The sequence below is a fragment of the Arthrobacter sp. TmtSoilC48 genome (assembly GCF_059739425.1).
In genome coordinates this window covers 2,797,479-2,812,259 of record NZ_AP046049.1, presented here as the reverse complement: position 1 = coordinate 2,812,259, position 14,781 = coordinate 2,797,479, and the positions used below count along the sequence as shown (strand labels likewise).

The following is a 14,781-nucleotide window of genomic DNA, read 5'->3' as shown; positions in this document are numbered from 1 at the left end:
TACGTCAAAGCTAGGACAGGATGTCTTTGGTAGTGAACTTCCCGTAGGCCAGCGCGCCGCAGACGGCAATATAACCCGCTTGGAGAAGCGCGTTTTCGCCAAACGATGTCCAGACAACCGGCTGCCGCAGGAGGTCGGCGAAGCCCAGCCAGTGGTGGCTGAACAGGAAAGGATGCAGCCATTCCAGTTGTGGCAGGTTGTCCAGTACCTGCGATACCACCGAGAGGACGATCGTGGCGGCCATGGCGCCCACGGGTACGTCCGTGAAGGTCGAGATGAGCAGCCCGATCGCGGACAGGCCCAGCAGCGAGACCGTGATGTAGGCAGCGATCAGCAAGGAGCGCAGGACTGACTCGCCAACCCCGATCATGTCGCCGGAGAGCAGCGTGACAGGACCGATGGGGAAGAACACGACGCCGGCCAAGGTCCCAGCCGCTGCCACGGTAGCCGTCGCAGCACAGCAGAAAGCAGCGGCCCCGGTGTACTTGACCAGGAGCAGACGGATGCGCCCCGCCGGTGCCAGGAGCAGATACCGCAAAGTTCCCAGGTTGGCCTCTCCGGCGATGGTGTCTCCGGCCACCACGCCGACAGTGAGGGGGAGGAACAGCGGGACACACACCACGAGGGCTGTCACAGCAACAAAGAGGCCGTTCTGGGTGATGCGATCCAGGAACAGTGGCCCGCGGCCAGGTGTCGCCGGCCGGGACGAGAGCTTGACGGCAAGGGCAATCAGGATGGGAACGGCAGCGAGGGCCACCAGCATGGCCCAGGTGCGGAGGCGACGAAACAGCACGGATAACTCCGAGCCAAGCAACGCCCACCCCATCCCGGTATGGAGAGCCTTGTCATTGGAAGCCCTGGTTGTTCCAGCCCTTCCGACCCTCTCAAAGGTGTCACCAGTTTCAGCCGACAACGTCGAACCCCTCTCCGGTCAAGGACACGAACCGCTCTTCCAGGCTTGCGTTCTCCACAGAGAAGCCCCGGACCCGTACGCCGTCGGCTACCAAGGCTGCAACGATCTCTTCGGGCTCAACGCCGTCCAGCCCGTTTCCCTGGATCACCCCGCGGCCAGGTGCTTCGCCGGGCACCAGCCCCAGCCGGGCCAGGACACCGGCAGCACGTTCGACGTCGGGCGTTCGTACCAGAACGTGCGCTTGCCCGGCAGACCGCAGTTCATCCAGCGGTCCTTGGGCCACCAGCCGTCCGGCACTCATCACCCCCACATGGGTACACATTTGTTCCACCTCGGCCAGGAGGTGGCTGGAAACGAAGACGGTGGTCCCGCCGGCGGCAAGGGAGCGCACCAGGCTGCGAACCTCCCGGGTGCCTTGGGGGTCCAGCCCGTTCGTTGGTTCATCGAGCACCAGCAGTTCGCGCGGCCGGAGCATGGCGTTGGCCAGCCCGAGGCGCTGTTTCATGCCCAGTGAGTAGGCACGTACTTTCTTTCCGGCGGCGTGACCCAGCCCAACGCGGTCCAATGCTTCGTTGACGCGGTTGCGCCGGGTGGAAGACGATGCATGGCGGTCCGCTGAATCCAGCCGCAGCAGATTGGCCGCTCCGGAAAGAAACGGATAGAACCCCGGCCCCTCCACCAGCGCGCCTACATCGGGCAACACCGAGGCCCACTGCCGGGGCATGTCCTTGCCCAGAACCCGTATCTCGCCGCTGTTCGCTGAAGCCAGTCCAAGTAAAACGCGGATCGTGGTGGTCTTTCCCGACCCATTGGGCCCCAGGAAGCCGTAGACCGCGCCGCGGGGGACCGCAAGGTCAATGCCATCCACTGCGGAACGGTGCCCGAAGCGCTTCACGAGGCCATGGGTTTCTATCGCAAGGTCCATCGGTTGGGAGCCGGGAGCAGCTTCGCGGATCTCCGTCACAGGATGCCGATCATGGGGCGCTGTTCACAGGTTGCCCTAGGTTGTGCACCGATCATTGTGCACCGGTCATTGGGCATTCGCGGCTGATTCGAGCCGGTCCAAAGGCACCAAGCCGGCATACACGCGGCCGTCGTCGAGAATGAGGACGCTCACCAGGGCCGTGGTCAACGCCCGTCCGCCATTCACGGGTTGCAGGGCCTGGGCGAGTTGCGGGTTCGATGTGAGATCAGCGGGCGCCGTTCCAGCGGGCAACCCGATCACGGTGTCCCACCCTTCGCCGGTCACTGAAGGGCCGGGATTGGGGAGCACGGGAATGGATGATCCCCCCGGTGCCGGAACAGGCTCATCCGGTGCCGGGACGGCAGGATCTTCCATCTCCGGCGGCATTGGCTTCATGGGGACCGGCTTCTCCGTGACAGTTGCACCGGCCGGAGGAGTGAAGTTAAACAAGGCCGCGTCAGGTGTGGAGAAGTTCACCTCGGTATAGGCAAGTGAATAAGCAGGCTCCGGCTGGCCCTTCGCGCGAACCTCGACGCGCAGCGGCAATCCGGTTTCGGAGTCGACGTTGATCGACAAAGAATCAACCAGTGTCCCGTCACTGCGCGGCACCAGGCTCAACCGGTAAGCGCTTCGACCCGCAACGGTGGAAGCTTCGCCCACCGTTACCTCTGTGCTGGAATCGATGGCTGACAGGAAGTGACGTGCCATTGCCTCCGGAGTGGGAATGTCAGGACGCGTTGATTCAGTCGGAAGGGACTTTCCCCGGTCTGCCAATGAGGGCACAGGGACGCTCAAATGCGTAGCGCTGTTGTCAGCGGAATTGTAGAACCAGGCATCGCCGCCGTTGACCACAAAGTCACGCTCGGCCATCCTGTCCAGGATCTGCAGCTTGGCTTTGGAGGGTCCGTCCAGATAAACGCGGGCGGTGTGCGAACCTGTGAGCAGTTCAAGTGCCGAGGTGGCCCCAGGTACGATTCCCGGGCCGGCAGTGGGAACCTCAGGCAGACCCAACTCAGCGGTTTGCACCACAGTGCCGGATAAAGCGCGCACCTCGGTACGGGCGATCATGGCCAGGATCTCGTCCGCTGTTTTGGGCGGCAGGGAAACACTCGCGCCAGCCTGGACGGAGCCGATGAGCGCCGCCAACGCCAGTGCAAGGGGAACCAGGAGAGCTGGCAGCCACCGCTGCCTGGCCCGCGCCATGACTACCGACCACCACACGTGAGAGGCATGAATCCAGACTACTCCGGTTACCTGTGCGGATCATCGGTGCGCGGCTGGATGCGCGGCTGGATGCGGTGTGCACATCCAGCCGCGCACGCAACGGCCTCTACCAGGTCTCAGTCACCTTCATCAGGCCACGCGGAGCATCCGGATCGTTGCCGCGTTCCACCGACAACTGCAAGGCCAGCCGCTGGAGCGGCAGGATCTGCAGGATAGGAGAAAGCTCCTCCGGAACGCCCGCAGGCAAAGGAACAACCAAACTACCCGGAAGGGCGGCAGAGAGGTCACCCACCACGCACACGTGGGCACCCCGTTCTACGAGCCTCTCCAGGACCGGGCGCATGGCCGTTCCCCCGATTCCCTCCGGTACAACGGCAATCACAGGATGCTGGGAGTCGATCATCGCAAACGGTCCATGCAGGAGGTCCGCGCCAGAGAATGCCTGCGCGGGAAGGTAGGAAGTTTCCATGAGCTTCAAGGCACCCTCCCTCGCAGTGGGATAGGAATAGCCGCGACCCGTAGTGATGATGCGCTCGGCAAAGCGGTAACTGCCGGCCACGTCCAACACGGCATCGTCAGCCAGCACCGAAGCGGCCCAGTCAGGAATGCCCGCCGCGTTGGCGGACGTTCCACCACGCCACGCATCCACCAACAACCACAGAGCCAGAAGCTGTGCCGTGTAGCTCTTGGTAGCCGCCACCGCAGTTTCGCTCCCGGCCAGGATATCCACGTGATGTTCCGCAGCCCCGGCCAACGGGGACCCCGGAGAGTTGGTCACCGCCACGGTGAGGGCGCCAAGACGGCGGGCTGCCGCCGTCGACTCCACCAGGTCCGGTGAACCGCCGGACTGGCTTACCGCCAACCACAGCACACCTTCCAGTTGGGGCTTGGCTCCATACGCAGTAAGGGTCGACGGCGAGGCAAGGCCAACCGGCAACCCCAGACTGATTTCAATGAGGTACTTCGCATACAACGCCGCGTGGTCACTCGTGCCGCGGGCGGCAAGCAGGACAAACCGCGGGGACGTCCTCTTGATGATGTCCGCCATGGCAACGAACTGCTGGCGGCCCGAATCCAGGAGTCCGGCGAGTACCTGGGGCTGCTCGCTGATCTCATGGGCCATCTTGGCACCTGGAGTGGCCGGAACAGAGTGCGGGACGCCTGGGGAGGTAGGAGTGATGGTCATGGTTCCTGTCTGTTTTTCGAAGGGACAAAATCTCTGGGAGTCAGGGAGCGATCAATTGCCGGGCCAGCTTTACCGCGCCGTGCACCGGGGCTTGGCCCAGGATCCTGATCAGTGAGGGATCCTCCAAGGCAACCTTGCGGGCAACAGCGCCTGCCAGTTGTTCTTGATTGACCAGGAGACCACCAGCCATCACCAAAGGCAGGTCCAATCCAAGCTCGCCCAGTACTTGCCTGGCCAACGTGGCCAGGGAATGCGCGGCTTCGGCTTGAATCCTTAACGCAGCGGGATCACCCTCAACCGCAAGATCCAGGACCAACGGTGCAAGGCCAGCCCAATGGTCCGGCTCTGGCTTGGCATAGAAAAGATCCATGAGCTGCAGCGCGTCCGCGCTCGCCGTCGCAGCCAAAAGGGCGCTGACCATCGTGCCGGGTTCCAGCCCCGCGTAGTACTCACGCAGGGCCTCCCGGACCGCGTCACGAACCACGGAGTATCCTCCGCCTTCATCGCCGAGCAAATAGCCGTAGCCTCCGCTGCGCGCCTCCTGTCCCTCCCGGTTCCGGCCCCAGGCTACCGAGCCGGTGCCTGCGACCAGGACCGCTCCGGCGTCGAGGTCTGCTGCGGCGAGGACGATGCGGGTGTCATGGACCACCTCGACCCTGGCACCCGGAAAGCGCTCGGTCAGCAAAGCACTCAGGACTGCCCTGCTGGCAGGCGTATCAGCCCCCGCGGCACCGGCGCAAACCGCCTGGACACCGTCACCGACAGCCGCCGCGATCCGCCGCAGCACGGCGTCTGCTCCCTGGTGACCCACTGAGGACAGGTTGGCGCTCGCCTCGGTGATCTCAAGAGGTGCCTCATTGCTTGGTTCCGTGCCCTGGCCTGGGCCCGAATCCAGCTCCGAACGGACAGCATGTGTCTTGGAACCTCCAATATGAAGGCCCAACACCGCCGGCGTCACCGGACAACCGCCGGTTCGGTGTCTTCCTGTGCGGGGATGTGTCCGGCCGCTTCGGCCTCCGGCCACTTCCCACCGTTTTCCCAGTACTGCTGTATTTCCTCCAAGGGGCGGCCCTTCGTCTCGGGAGCGAACTTGCGGACAAACATAAAGCCGAGGATAGCCAGAACACCGAACACTGCGAAGGTGCCTGCACCACCCAACCGCTGGAGCATGGTCAGGAAGAACGCTGCCACCAGGACATTTGCCACCAGATCGGAGGTCAGCATCGCGCTTGCACCAAGCGAGCGGAGCCGGGAAGGGAAGCTCTCGCCGGCGTATACCCACACCAGTGCACCGAACCCGAACGTGAAGCCGACCGTGAAAAGAAGAACGCCAAGGAAGCCAAGGACGGTGAGCAGGCCGCCGAAGTCCTGGCCGGCCATGAAGACACCTACCAACAGGACATTGGCCACCACCATCATGCCTATGCCCGTCAACAACACCGGGCGGCGGCCCAGACGGTCCACCAATGACAGGGAAACAAAGACAGCGACGAGCGAGGCCACCTGCACTGCCGCGGGAAGCAACAGGAGCGCTGCATTGCCGCTGAAACCCATGGCTTCAAAGATCCTGGGGCTGTAGTAGACCACGGCATTGATGCCGGTGATTTGGATGAAGAAGCCCAGGCCAACCACGAACACCGTTGCGCGGAGGTAGGGAACGCGCAGCATTTCGCGCAGGCCGCCGCCGCGTTCTTCGCTGATAGCCCGCTGCATCTCTGCCAATTCGGCGTCGACGTCTGTCCCGGGCTCAATAGCGGACAGGGTCCGCCTGGCTTCCACCGTCCTGCCCCGCATCATGTACCACCGGGCAGTGTCCGGCAGCTTGACCACCATGGCGAGCACAATGATTGCCGGGATCGCTGCAAGGCCAAGCATCCACCGCCATGAGCCAGTGCCTGCCAGGGCGTAGGCCGCCAGGTAGCCAACGATGATGCCGAAAACGGTTGCCACCTGGTACGCAACCAGCAGGGCGCCGCGGACCTTCGCCGGCGCCGACTCCGCGACGAACACGGGAACCACCACCACGGAGATGCCGATGGTGAGGCCCAGCAGTAGTCGGGCAATGAGCAGTGTCGGCACATCGTTGGACATGGCGCTGAGCACTGCGAAGAGCGCGTATCCGATCGCCAGGCCCACCATGCACGCCTTGCGGCCCACGCGGTTGGATAGCCAGCCACCCACCAGGGCTCCCAGCACCTCTCCGGCAACCACTGCGGTGGTCACAAGTTCCTGCTGGGATGTTGTGAGGCTGAACTGCTTGGTGATGAACAGCAGGGCGCCGGCGATGTTGGACATGTCGTAGCCGTAAATCACGCCGATGGTGGCGGCGGCGCCGCCCACCAGGAGCCCGAGCTTGGGTGTTTGCCGTAGGTCTTGCAGGATCGACATCTTTGTCCCTTGGATCTGTGGAAAAGTAGGGGTTCAGCGGAGATTCTCCGAAATTGGTTTAGACCAACCTGCACTAGATTGGCATAGACCAATCACCTTGTCTACAAGTAGGATGTCCAATATGTCCACAGATGTCGCGGCGGCAATGCCCAAGTACTACGTCCTCAAGACCGAGCTGCTTGCCTCGATCGCCGGACTCCAGCCGGGCACCCTCATCCCCACGGAACGGGCTCTGGCGGAGAAGTACAAGACGTCCCGCACCACCGTTCGGCAAGCCATCAGCGAGCTCGTCGCGGAGGGGAAACTGGGCCGCATCCAGGGCCATGGCACCTTTGTGGCGCCGCCAAAGATGACCCACGTGCGGCAGCTCACGTCCTTCTCCGACGACGCAAGGAACCAAGGCCTGCGGCCTGACTCCAACCTCCTGTCCCTGGCTGCGGCCAAGGCGGACGTCGACGTCGCAGCGCATTTGGGAATCGATCCTGGCGATGGCGTCACACGCCTTGAGCGAATTCGCTTGATCGACGGCGAACCCCTGGCCCACGAGGTCGCTTACCTACCGGGCAAGCTGCCACGCTTCAAGGCAAACCTGGAAAAGGCCGGTTCTCTCTATGCAGCCCTGGCCGACATTTACGGCATCCATATCTCCGACGTCGAGGACACCGTGGAGACAGCACTGGCTGGACCGGAGGACGTCCGGCTGCTCGGGATCGAAATGGGGGCGCCGTTGCTGGTGGTCCACCGCCTGGCGCGGGATGCTGCAGGGGTCCCTGTCGAATGGACGCGCAGCACGTTCCGCGGCGACCGGTTCCGCTTCGTTTCCCGGGTGAAGTCGGGCGCCTGAGATGGCCAATTCGCCGTCGGGGGAGTCCGTTATCCGTCGGGTAGTCCGCTTGGTGGAAGCCTTCGACGACGGACACCGCACCATGAGCGTGGCCACCCTTGCCCGCCGTTCAAAGCTCCCCGTCACCACGACGTACCGCTTGGTCGATGAGCTGCTCGCGGAGGGGCTGCTGGAACGCGAAGCCAACAGCGAGGTTCGCATCGGCACCCGGTTATGGGAACTCGTCTCCAGGAGTTCCCGGATGGTGGGGCTGCGTGAAGCCGCCCTGCCGTTCATGGAGGACGTCCAGTCCGTGGTTCAGCATTCAACAACGCTGGGGATCCTGGATTCGGATGAAGTGCTCTACATCGAGCGGATCGGTTCCAGGGATTCCATGGTGGACATCACCAAGGTCGCTGGGCGCCTCCCCGTGCACGGGACTTCGTCCGGATTGGTGCTGCTTGCCCACTCTCCGGCTGCCTACCAGGACCTCTTCCTGTCCAGGCCCCTGGAAAAGTTCACGGACTCGACACTTACCGATCCGTCTGTACTGCGCCGCCATCTGGCGGGCATCCGCCAGCGTGGTTTCGCTTCCATGCCCGGAATCATCGTTCCCGAGTCGAGCGGCATCGCAGTTCCTGTCTTTGACCGCGCCAATAAGGTGGTGGCCGCGCTGAGTGTCGTCGTCCCGCGGAATGAAGAAAATGCCGCCACCCGGGTACCCGTTTTGATGACGGCGGCCCGCGGCATCTCGCGTGCTTTGGGGTGGCGCGGCGAACTCAAAGGCGCCTTGCGGCAGAGCAACGGCAACATCTGATTCCCGTTCATCGGTAACGCTGTGGTTCCTCTCACAGGCGCGCTGGCACAGTGGAACCCAAGCAGGGCAACTCGCCCGGTAACCACAAAACGAAGCCGCAACGGGCAATTCCGTGCTGCCCTGCGTCGAAACGGTATTGAGTCGAAACGATGTTGAGTCGAGACGATTTTGAGTCGAGACGATTTTGAGCAGCCGCAATGCTGCGGCAGGAGGAGCTGGTCATGGAGACAGCAACGCAGCCACTTCAAGGATTGACGGCACAACGCGTAGCCGGCAAGGTGGCCGTGGTCACGGGAGGCAGGGGAGACCTGGGCGGTGCAACGGCCCGCCTGTTGGCGGATCATGGAGCAGTGGTCGCCAGCCTTGACCGGGCAGGCACTGCCGGCGGGGCCAGCCACCCGGGCGTCAGGGAGTACGACGTCGATGTCACCGACGAATCGAGTGTCGCCGAGGTTGTCCGGCAACTCACCGCGGATCTCGGCACTGCGGACATTCTGGTCAACGCCGCAGGCATCATCGGACCAGCGGGAGCGAGCCACACCGCAAGCCTTGACGACTTCAACGTGATCTTTGACGTCAACGTCAAGGGCGTGTGGTTGATGACCAAGTACATCGTCCCGGGGATGATCGACAAGCAGTCGGGGAGCATCATCAACTTCTCATCCATCCACGGACTCACCGGTGGGCGTAATGTTCCGCTCTACCATGCGACCAAGGGTGCCGTCCGGCTCCTGAGCAAGTCCGATGCCGCAGCCTATGGCGTCCATGGCGTGCGGGTGAACTCTGTCCACCCGGGTTCCATGAACACCAGGATGAGCCGACGCTCGGCTGAGCAATCAGACATCGGACCGGAGGCCTACTACAAGCAGCTCGTGGGCGGCAACCCGCTCCCGCGCCAGGGTGAACCGGACGAAATTGCGTACGGAGTCCTCTACCTGGCTTCCGATGAATCCCGATTCACCACGGGCTCCGAGCTCGTCATCGATGGCGGTTACACAGCTGTCTGACCATCACCACCACAATTTTCCAGAAAGGCACCATCATGAAATTCCTGAACGGCACACGTTCCGATACCTACGACGTAGTAGTGGTTGGTTCCGGCGCGGGCGCTTTGACGGCAGCGGCGACTGCCGCGCGCGCCGGCAAGTCCGTCGTCGTGCTTGAAAAAACCCAGCTGCTGGGCGGTACGTCCGCCGTCTCGGGCGGCATGCTCTGGGTGGCCGACAATCACCATGCACGTGCGGCCGGACTGAACGATTCCAAGAGTGCGGCCGCCCGTTACGTCCGGGCTGTGGCCCGCGGCCGCGGCCGGGATGAACTGCTGGATGCAGCTTTGAATTACGGCGACACCATGCTCCGTTTCACAGAGGACGAGTGCGGCGTCAGGTTCATCTTCCTGGACAACTTTCCGGACTACCGCCAGGATCTCGCTGGCTCGGTGGAGGGCGGCAGGACGGTGGAGCCGGAGCTGTTCAACATCCGGGAGGCGCTCGGCGAACTCGCAGCCCACGTCCGTTCTGATGGCCGGGCACCGTTCACCATGCAGGAGTACGAGACGTGGGGCGCCTTCACCAAGTTCCCCTGGAAAGAACTCAACCAGCGGCAAGAGCGGGGCCTCGTGGCCAAGGGTCAGGCCTTGGTGGCGATGTTGCTGGCCAGCCTGGTCCGCGATGACGCTGCGCTCGTAGTCGGCGCACGCGGCCACCGGCTCCAGTACGACGGCGGCAGGGTAGCGGGCGTCGAACTCGAGTCGGGTGAAGTTTTCCACGCCAACGACGGCGTAGTCCTCGCCACCGGAGGTTTCGAATGGGACAAGGCTTTGGCGGACTCGCTCCTGGCTTCACGCTTGTACATCATGTGCTCGCCGCCCTCCAACACTGGAGACGGCCTAAAAATGGCACAACGGATCGGTGCCCAGACCAGGGCAACCCGTGAAGCGTGGTGGGCGCCCATGTCCATTACGGGCGACACCCGCGACGGAGCACCCATTGGCACATTGCTCCGGTTTGAACGTCAGGGACCGGGCTCGCTCATGGTCAATCGCCACGGCCGCCGCTTTGCCAACGAATCCCAGAACTACAACGATCTCGCCCGCTGCCTGCAGTCGTGGGATTCGCCGAACAACCAGACCCTGAATACTCCGGCCCACGTGGTCTTCGACTACAGCTACCTGGAACGATATGGGGTCCTCGCGCACAGGGCGGGCCAGCCCACGCCGAATTACCTGATCGAGGCGCCCACCCTGGAAGAACTGGCATTGAAGATCGGCGTCCCCGCAGGGAACCTGAAGGCGACGGTCGAACGCTTCAATGAGTTCGCAGTCAAGGGAGAGGACCCCGACTTTGGCCGGGGCGAAAGTGCCTACGACAAATACTGGGGAGACGACGATTGCCCCTGGCCAAACCCCTCGCTCGGTCCGCTGCAAACCGGCCCGTTCTACGCGATGGAGGTGGTCAATGGTGCGTTTGGCAGCAATGGTGGCGTGGCGACGGATGGCCTCGCGCGTGTACTGGACGTGGACGGACAACCAATTCCTGGATTGTTCGCCGCAGGAAACACTGCGGAAAATGCCTACGCTGCGGGCTATCCCGGAGCTGGCGCGACCCTGGGACCCATCATGACCATGGGGTACCTGGCAGGCCGGACCCTGGCAGGCCAATCCGCGGAGTATGAGGCTGTCCCGGCGGGGGTGGGCGCATGATCCGCCACACGGTCTTGTTCAAGTTCAAACCGGATTTCCCGCCGATGGACAAAGCAGCCTGGATCGAGGGCCTTGACCGGATGGAGGGCAACATTCCGGGGCTGCTGAAGCTCACCCACGGCCCGGACATCCTCCAGCAAGGGCGCTCTTTCGACTACGCCATTGTGGCCGATTTCAATGCGGTGGAAGACATCGAGGCCTACAACACCCATCCCCTGCATGAGCCCCTCAAGAAGTATTCGTTCCCCAACAGCGAACAGATCATCGCCGTCGACTTTCCGCTGTAGCCCTGGCCGCAGCACGTTGCCATTCAAAGGAGAATTGCCATGTTAAGCACCACCCGCCAGCCGCAAAAACTGCAAAAAACACCACGGAAAGCCGCACTTGCCTCGTTTCTGGGCAGCACCCTGGAGTACTACGATTTCTTCATTTACGGTTCCGCTGCCGCGCTGGTCTTCGGTCCGTTGTTCTTTCCGTCCGAGGACCCTGCGGTGGGACTCATAGGCGCGTTCGCCACCTTTGGAGTCGCTTATGTTGCCCGCCCGGTAGGCGGCCTGGTCATGGGCCACTTCGGCGACAAACTGGGCAGGAAGAAGATCCTCCTCATCACGCTGGGCGTCATGGGCACGGCGTCCCTTGGCATCGGGTTCCTGCCCAGTTACAGCCAGATTGGAGTTTGGGCTCCCATCCTGCTGGTGGTCGGCCGCCTGGCGCAAGGCTTCTCGGCGGGTGCAGAGTCCGCGGGCGCATCTACCCTCACCCTGGAGCACTCCCCGGAAGGCCGCCGTGGCTTCTTCACGAGCTTCGTCATGACCGGCTACGCCTCGGGGATGGTCCTCGCAACGCTTGTGTTCATCCCCGTAGCTGCGCTGCCTACCGAAGCACTCATGAGCTGGGGCTGGCGCGTCCCGTTCTGGCTGTCCATCGTGGTGCTGGCCATCGCCTACTGGGTCCGCACGCATTTGGACGAGACGCCGGAATTCGAGGAATCAAAGGCCAGTCAAGTGGTTGCGCCCATGCCACTCCGGGAGGTCCTGCGCTTCCAGTCAGCAGACGTGATCCGGGTGGTGGGCATGTCCATCATGTCCGTCATGCAGACTATTTTCACGGTCTTCGGCCTGTCCTACGCCACAGGAACTGCCGGTTTCGACAAAGCATCGATCCTCACGGTCAACGCCCTTGCGATTGGTTTGTCCATGTTCGTGATGCCCTTGACTGCAAAGCTCTCCGACAAGGTGGGGCGCAGGCCGCTTCTCCTCACGGCTGCCCTCGGCTGCTCGGTCACGATTTTCGCCTACTTCGGTGCGTTGTCCACGGGCAACATCCTGCTGGTCTTTGCTGCGGCCTTGGCGAACATGACGTTGTTGTATTCCTGCTTCAACGGCATCTGGCCAGCCTACTTTGCCGAGCTGTTTGCGGCTCCGGTCCGCTATTCCGGAATGGCTTTGGGCAACCAGCTGGGCCTGGTGGTGGCTGGATTTGGCCCACTGATCGCAGGCATTCTTTTGGGAAAGGGACACGATGGCTGGCTACCTGTAGCGGGCTTCGCGGTCCTCTGCATGGCGATCGCCGGCGTGGCCGCCTTCTACTCCCGCGAGACGGCACGAACGCCCATCAAGGAGCTCGGCGAGCCATACTGGCGCGGAGTGGCCGCTAGGAAACAGTAACCGCGGTACTTCCCTGCAAGGTGCGGCGCACGAAGTCCGCACTTGGCTGGGCGTAGGCGTCCATTATCTGCTTGAACAACGCAGTTCCTTGGGCCCCGGGCCAGTCTTCGGGCAGGAATGTCCCGGGCAGCCCGGGGTCGAGGTAGGGGATGATCCGCCAGCGGTCGATGCATTGGACATACCTGGCAAAGGCGCCGGCATCGATGCCGTCGCCGTCCTGGGCGGGCACGGCAGACCCGTGCTCGCGGATGAAATCCTTGTAGAGTTCCGCTACCGCGTCCAGATCCCACCACTTCGAGGCGGCATCCTCCAGGCTGCCGCCCACCAGCGGGGTTTGAGTCACGAAGAGGGTGGCCATTCCCCGGAGTTCGAGGTCGGCGAGGATTTCCTCCACCTCGCCGCGAAGGGTATCCGGGCAGATCCACAGGCCGGCGGCCACCGTCCCGCAGCCAATCCAGTGGAGCCTGCGCCGCAACTGGTGACGCTTCTCCCGCTCCGTCTCCGGAATCGAAAAGGAGACGAGGCACCACGGATCGGACGGTGACATGCTGGTGGGGTTGTAAATCCTGCGGTCGCCGCGGGCCAGCATGGATGCCGCTCCTTCGGTCAGCGTGAAACCAGGGATCCCGTCGCGCGTCTCCTGAAGGACAACGTCCTTCTTCCGCAGGCGGCCCAGGGCAGTCCGGGTCACTGTACCGGACGTGCCAAGGGCCTCCATGAGGACGACGATGTCCTTGGCCGACATCCAGCCGCCCGCTTCCCGCAGGTACAAGCCGATGACGGTTCGCAGCAACGACGTGGTACTCCCGGGACGGGAGTCCATATCGTCAAGAACGGCACTCACAGCAGTTCGGCGAGGGCGTCGCGGATAGCTGTCACTCCCAGCTCAACCTCGGCGTAGCTCGTGCTCAAGGGAGACAACCCGATGCGCAGGCCATGCGGGGGACGGAAATCTGGAATGACGCCCCGCTCCCACAGTTTCGCCGTCACATCGGCAAACAGTGGGTGGTCCACCGTGACATGCGAGCCACGCTCGGCAGCGTCGCGGGGGCTCACGATTTCTACTCCAAGTGGAACCAGGAGCTCGTCCGCGAGGGCGATCGCGTACTCCGTGAGTTTGACCGACTTCTCCCGGACCGAATCCATGCCCACAGAGGCGATCAGCTCCACCATGTCCTTGATCGGCTGCATGGCAAGAACAGGAGGAGTACCCGTGATGAACCGCCGGATTCCCGCGGCGGGACGGTATGAATCCGTCATGCCGAATGGATTGTCGGCACCCATCCACCCCCAGATGGGCTGCTGGAGAAGGTTCTGCCGCGAGGCGTTGACATACGCGAATGCGGGGGAGCCCGGACCACCGTTGAGGTACTTGTAGGTGCAGCCAACGGCCAGGTCGACGTCCCAGGCATCAAGGTCCAACGGCACGGAACCTACGGAATGGCACAGGTCCCAGAGCATGAGGGCACCTGCGGCATGCACCTTGCCGGTGATTGCCTTCGCGTCTGCAAGGAACCCGGAGCGGTAGGCCACATGGCTAAGAACCACGACGGCGGTCCGCTCGCCAAGGAGCCCGTCAAGGTCCGCCGCACGAACGCCGCTTGCGGGGTTGGTGGCGATCCATTTGATGCTTGCCCCGCGTTCCTTGGCGATCCCTTCGATGATGAAGCGGTCCGTGGGAAAGTTGTCCCTGTCAATGATGATCTCGTCACGGCCAGGCTGGGCATCTACCGCTGCCCGGATCAGCTTGTACAGCATGACCGAGGTGGAGTCGCCCACGGTGACCTGCCCGGGAGCGGCACCAAGAGTCACTTCGCCGATGCGGTCGCCCACGCGTGTAGGCTCATCCATCCACTGTTCGTCCCAGCCGCGGATCAGCCGGCTGCCCCAGGCATCATGGACGAAGGATTGGAGGTTCGCTGCGGTTGCCTTCAGCGGACGTCCGAGCGAGTTGCCGTCGAGATAAGCGGTGAGCTGGCCGGCGTCGGGCGTGTAGAAGGCCTCACGCTGGGCGGCGAGAGGATCTGCGGCGTCCAGCTCGGCCGACGTTGGCCGTTGGGTCTGCTGGGCAGTAGTCATGGTTCCCTCCTTGGGAAAG

At 63.2% G+C, this 14,781-nt stretch carries 14 protein-coding genes; 6 read left to right on the top strand and 8 right to left on the bottom strand.

The annotated features are described in order from the left end of the window. Nucleotides 1–10: 10 nt before the first annotated feature. The 6 genes from AC6I97_RS13210 to AC6I97_RS13185 form a co-directional block, all read right to left on the bottom strand. The gene (locus tag AC6I97_RS13210) at nucleotides 11–826 is read right to left on the bottom strand and encodes an ABC transporter permease (RefSeq protein WP_497947096.1); all 816 of its coding nucleotides are present in this window, start codon (nucleotides 824–826) and stop codon (nucleotides 11–13) included. A 76-nt stretch (nucleotides 827–902) separates the two neighbouring features. Then, nucleotides 903–1,838 carry an ABC transporter ATP-binding protein gene (locus AC6I97_RS13205; RefSeq protein ID WP_497947092.1) on the bottom strand — a complete coding sequence of 312 codons (936 nt, stop codon included), beginning with the start codon at nucleotides 1,836–1,838 and terminating at the stop codon, nucleotides 903–905. A gap of 105 nt (nucleotides 1,839–1,943) precedes the next feature. After that, nucleotides 1,944–3,080 (bottom strand): LolA family protein, encoded by a 1,137-nt coding sequence (locus tag AC6I97_RS13200; protein WP_497945084.1) that lies wholly within the window; start codon nucleotides 3,078–3,080, stop codon nucleotides 1,944–1,946. 127 nt (nucleotides 3,081–3,207) lie between these two features. After that, nucleotides 3,208–4,287, bottom strand: a complete 1,080-nt coding sequence (locus AC6I97_RS13195) for an SIS domain-containing protein (protein WP_497945083.1) — start codon at nucleotides 4,285–4,287, stop codon at nucleotides 3,208–3,210. Between the two features lie 40 nt (nucleotides 4,288–4,327). After that, nucleotides 4,328–5,233, bottom strand: coding sequence for an N-acetylglucosamine kinase (locus AC6I97_RS13190; protein ID WP_497947089.1), 906 nt, complete (start codon nucleotides 5,231–5,233; stop codon nucleotides 4,328–4,330). Nucleotides 5,234–5,241: 8 nt separating this feature from the next. After that, the gene (locus AC6I97_RS13185) at nucleotides 5,242–6,675 is read right to left on the bottom strand and encodes a sugar porter family MFS transporter (RefSeq protein WP_497945082.1); all 1,434 of its coding nucleotides are present in this window, start codon (nucleotides 6,673–6,675) and stop codon (nucleotides 5,242–5,244) included. 112 nt (nucleotides 6,676–6,787) lie between these two features. On the opposite strand from AC6I97_RS13185, the gene AC6I97_RS13180 reads away from it, so the two are divergent. The 6 genes from AC6I97_RS13180 (at nucleotide 6,788) to AC6I97_RS13155 (ending at nucleotide 12,683) form a co-directional block, all read left to right on the top strand. After that, nucleotides 6,788–7,519, top strand: a complete 732-nt coding sequence (locus AC6I97_RS13180; RefSeq protein ID WP_497947085.1) for a GntR family transcriptional regulator — start codon at nucleotides 6,788–6,790, stop codon at nucleotides 7,517–7,519. Between the two features lies 1 nt (nucleotide 7,520). Further along, nucleotides 7,521–8,315, top strand: a complete 795-nt coding sequence (locus tag AC6I97_RS13175; protein ID WP_497945081.1) for an IclR family transcriptional regulator — start codon at nucleotides 7,521–7,523, stop codon at nucleotides 8,313–8,315. Between the two features lie 221 nt (nucleotides 8,316–8,536). Then, nucleotides 8,537–9,322: an SDR family NAD(P)-dependent oxidoreductase gene (locus AC6I97_RS13170; protein ID WP_497945080.1), complete on the top strand. Its 786-nt coding sequence runs from the start codon at nucleotides 8,537–8,539 to the stop codon at nucleotides 9,320–9,322. A 35-nt stretch (nucleotides 9,323–9,357) separates the two neighbouring features. Further along, nucleotides 9,358–11,016 (top strand): 4-oxocyclohexanecarboxylate 2-dehydrogenase, encoded by a 1,659-nt coding sequence (gene chcC1 / locus AC6I97_RS13165; protein WP_497945079.1) that lies wholly within the window; start codon nucleotides 9,358–9,360, stop codon nucleotides 11,014–11,016. Continuing rightward, on the top strand, nucleotides 11,013–11,303 hold the full coding sequence (locus AC6I97_RS13160) for a Dabb family protein (protein ID WP_497945078.1): 291 nt from the start codon (nucleotides 11,013–11,015) through the stop codon (nucleotides 11,301–11,303). The genes chcC1 and AC6I97_RS13160 overlap by 4 nt, the downstream gene beginning before the upstream one ends. Before the next feature lie 39 nt (nucleotides 11,304–11,342). Continuing rightward, nucleotides 11,343–12,683, top strand: coding sequence for an MFS transporter (locus AC6I97_RS13155; RefSeq protein WP_497945077.1), 1,341 nt, complete (start codon nucleotides 11,343–11,345; stop codon nucleotides 12,681–12,683). Here the strand turns inward: AC6I97_RS13155 and AC6I97_RS13150 are convergent. Together AC6I97_RS13150 and kynU are read right to left on the bottom strand one after the other, a co-directional pair. After that, nucleotides 12,670–13,527 (bottom strand): PaaX family transcriptional regulator, encoded by an 858-nt coding sequence (locus AC6I97_RS13150; protein ID WP_497945076.1) that lies wholly within the window; start codon nucleotides 13,525–13,527, stop codon nucleotides 12,670–12,672. The genes AC6I97_RS13155 and AC6I97_RS13150 overlap by 14 nt on opposite strands. After that, nucleotides 13,524–14,762, bottom strand: coding sequence for a kynureninase (gene kynU, locus AC6I97_RS13145; RefSeq protein WP_497945075.1), 1,239 nt, complete (start codon nucleotides 14,760–14,762; stop codon nucleotides 13,524–13,526). Before kynU ends, AC6I97_RS13150 begins: the two co-directional genes overlap by 4 nt. Nucleotides 14,763–14,781 lie beyond the last annotated feature (19 nt).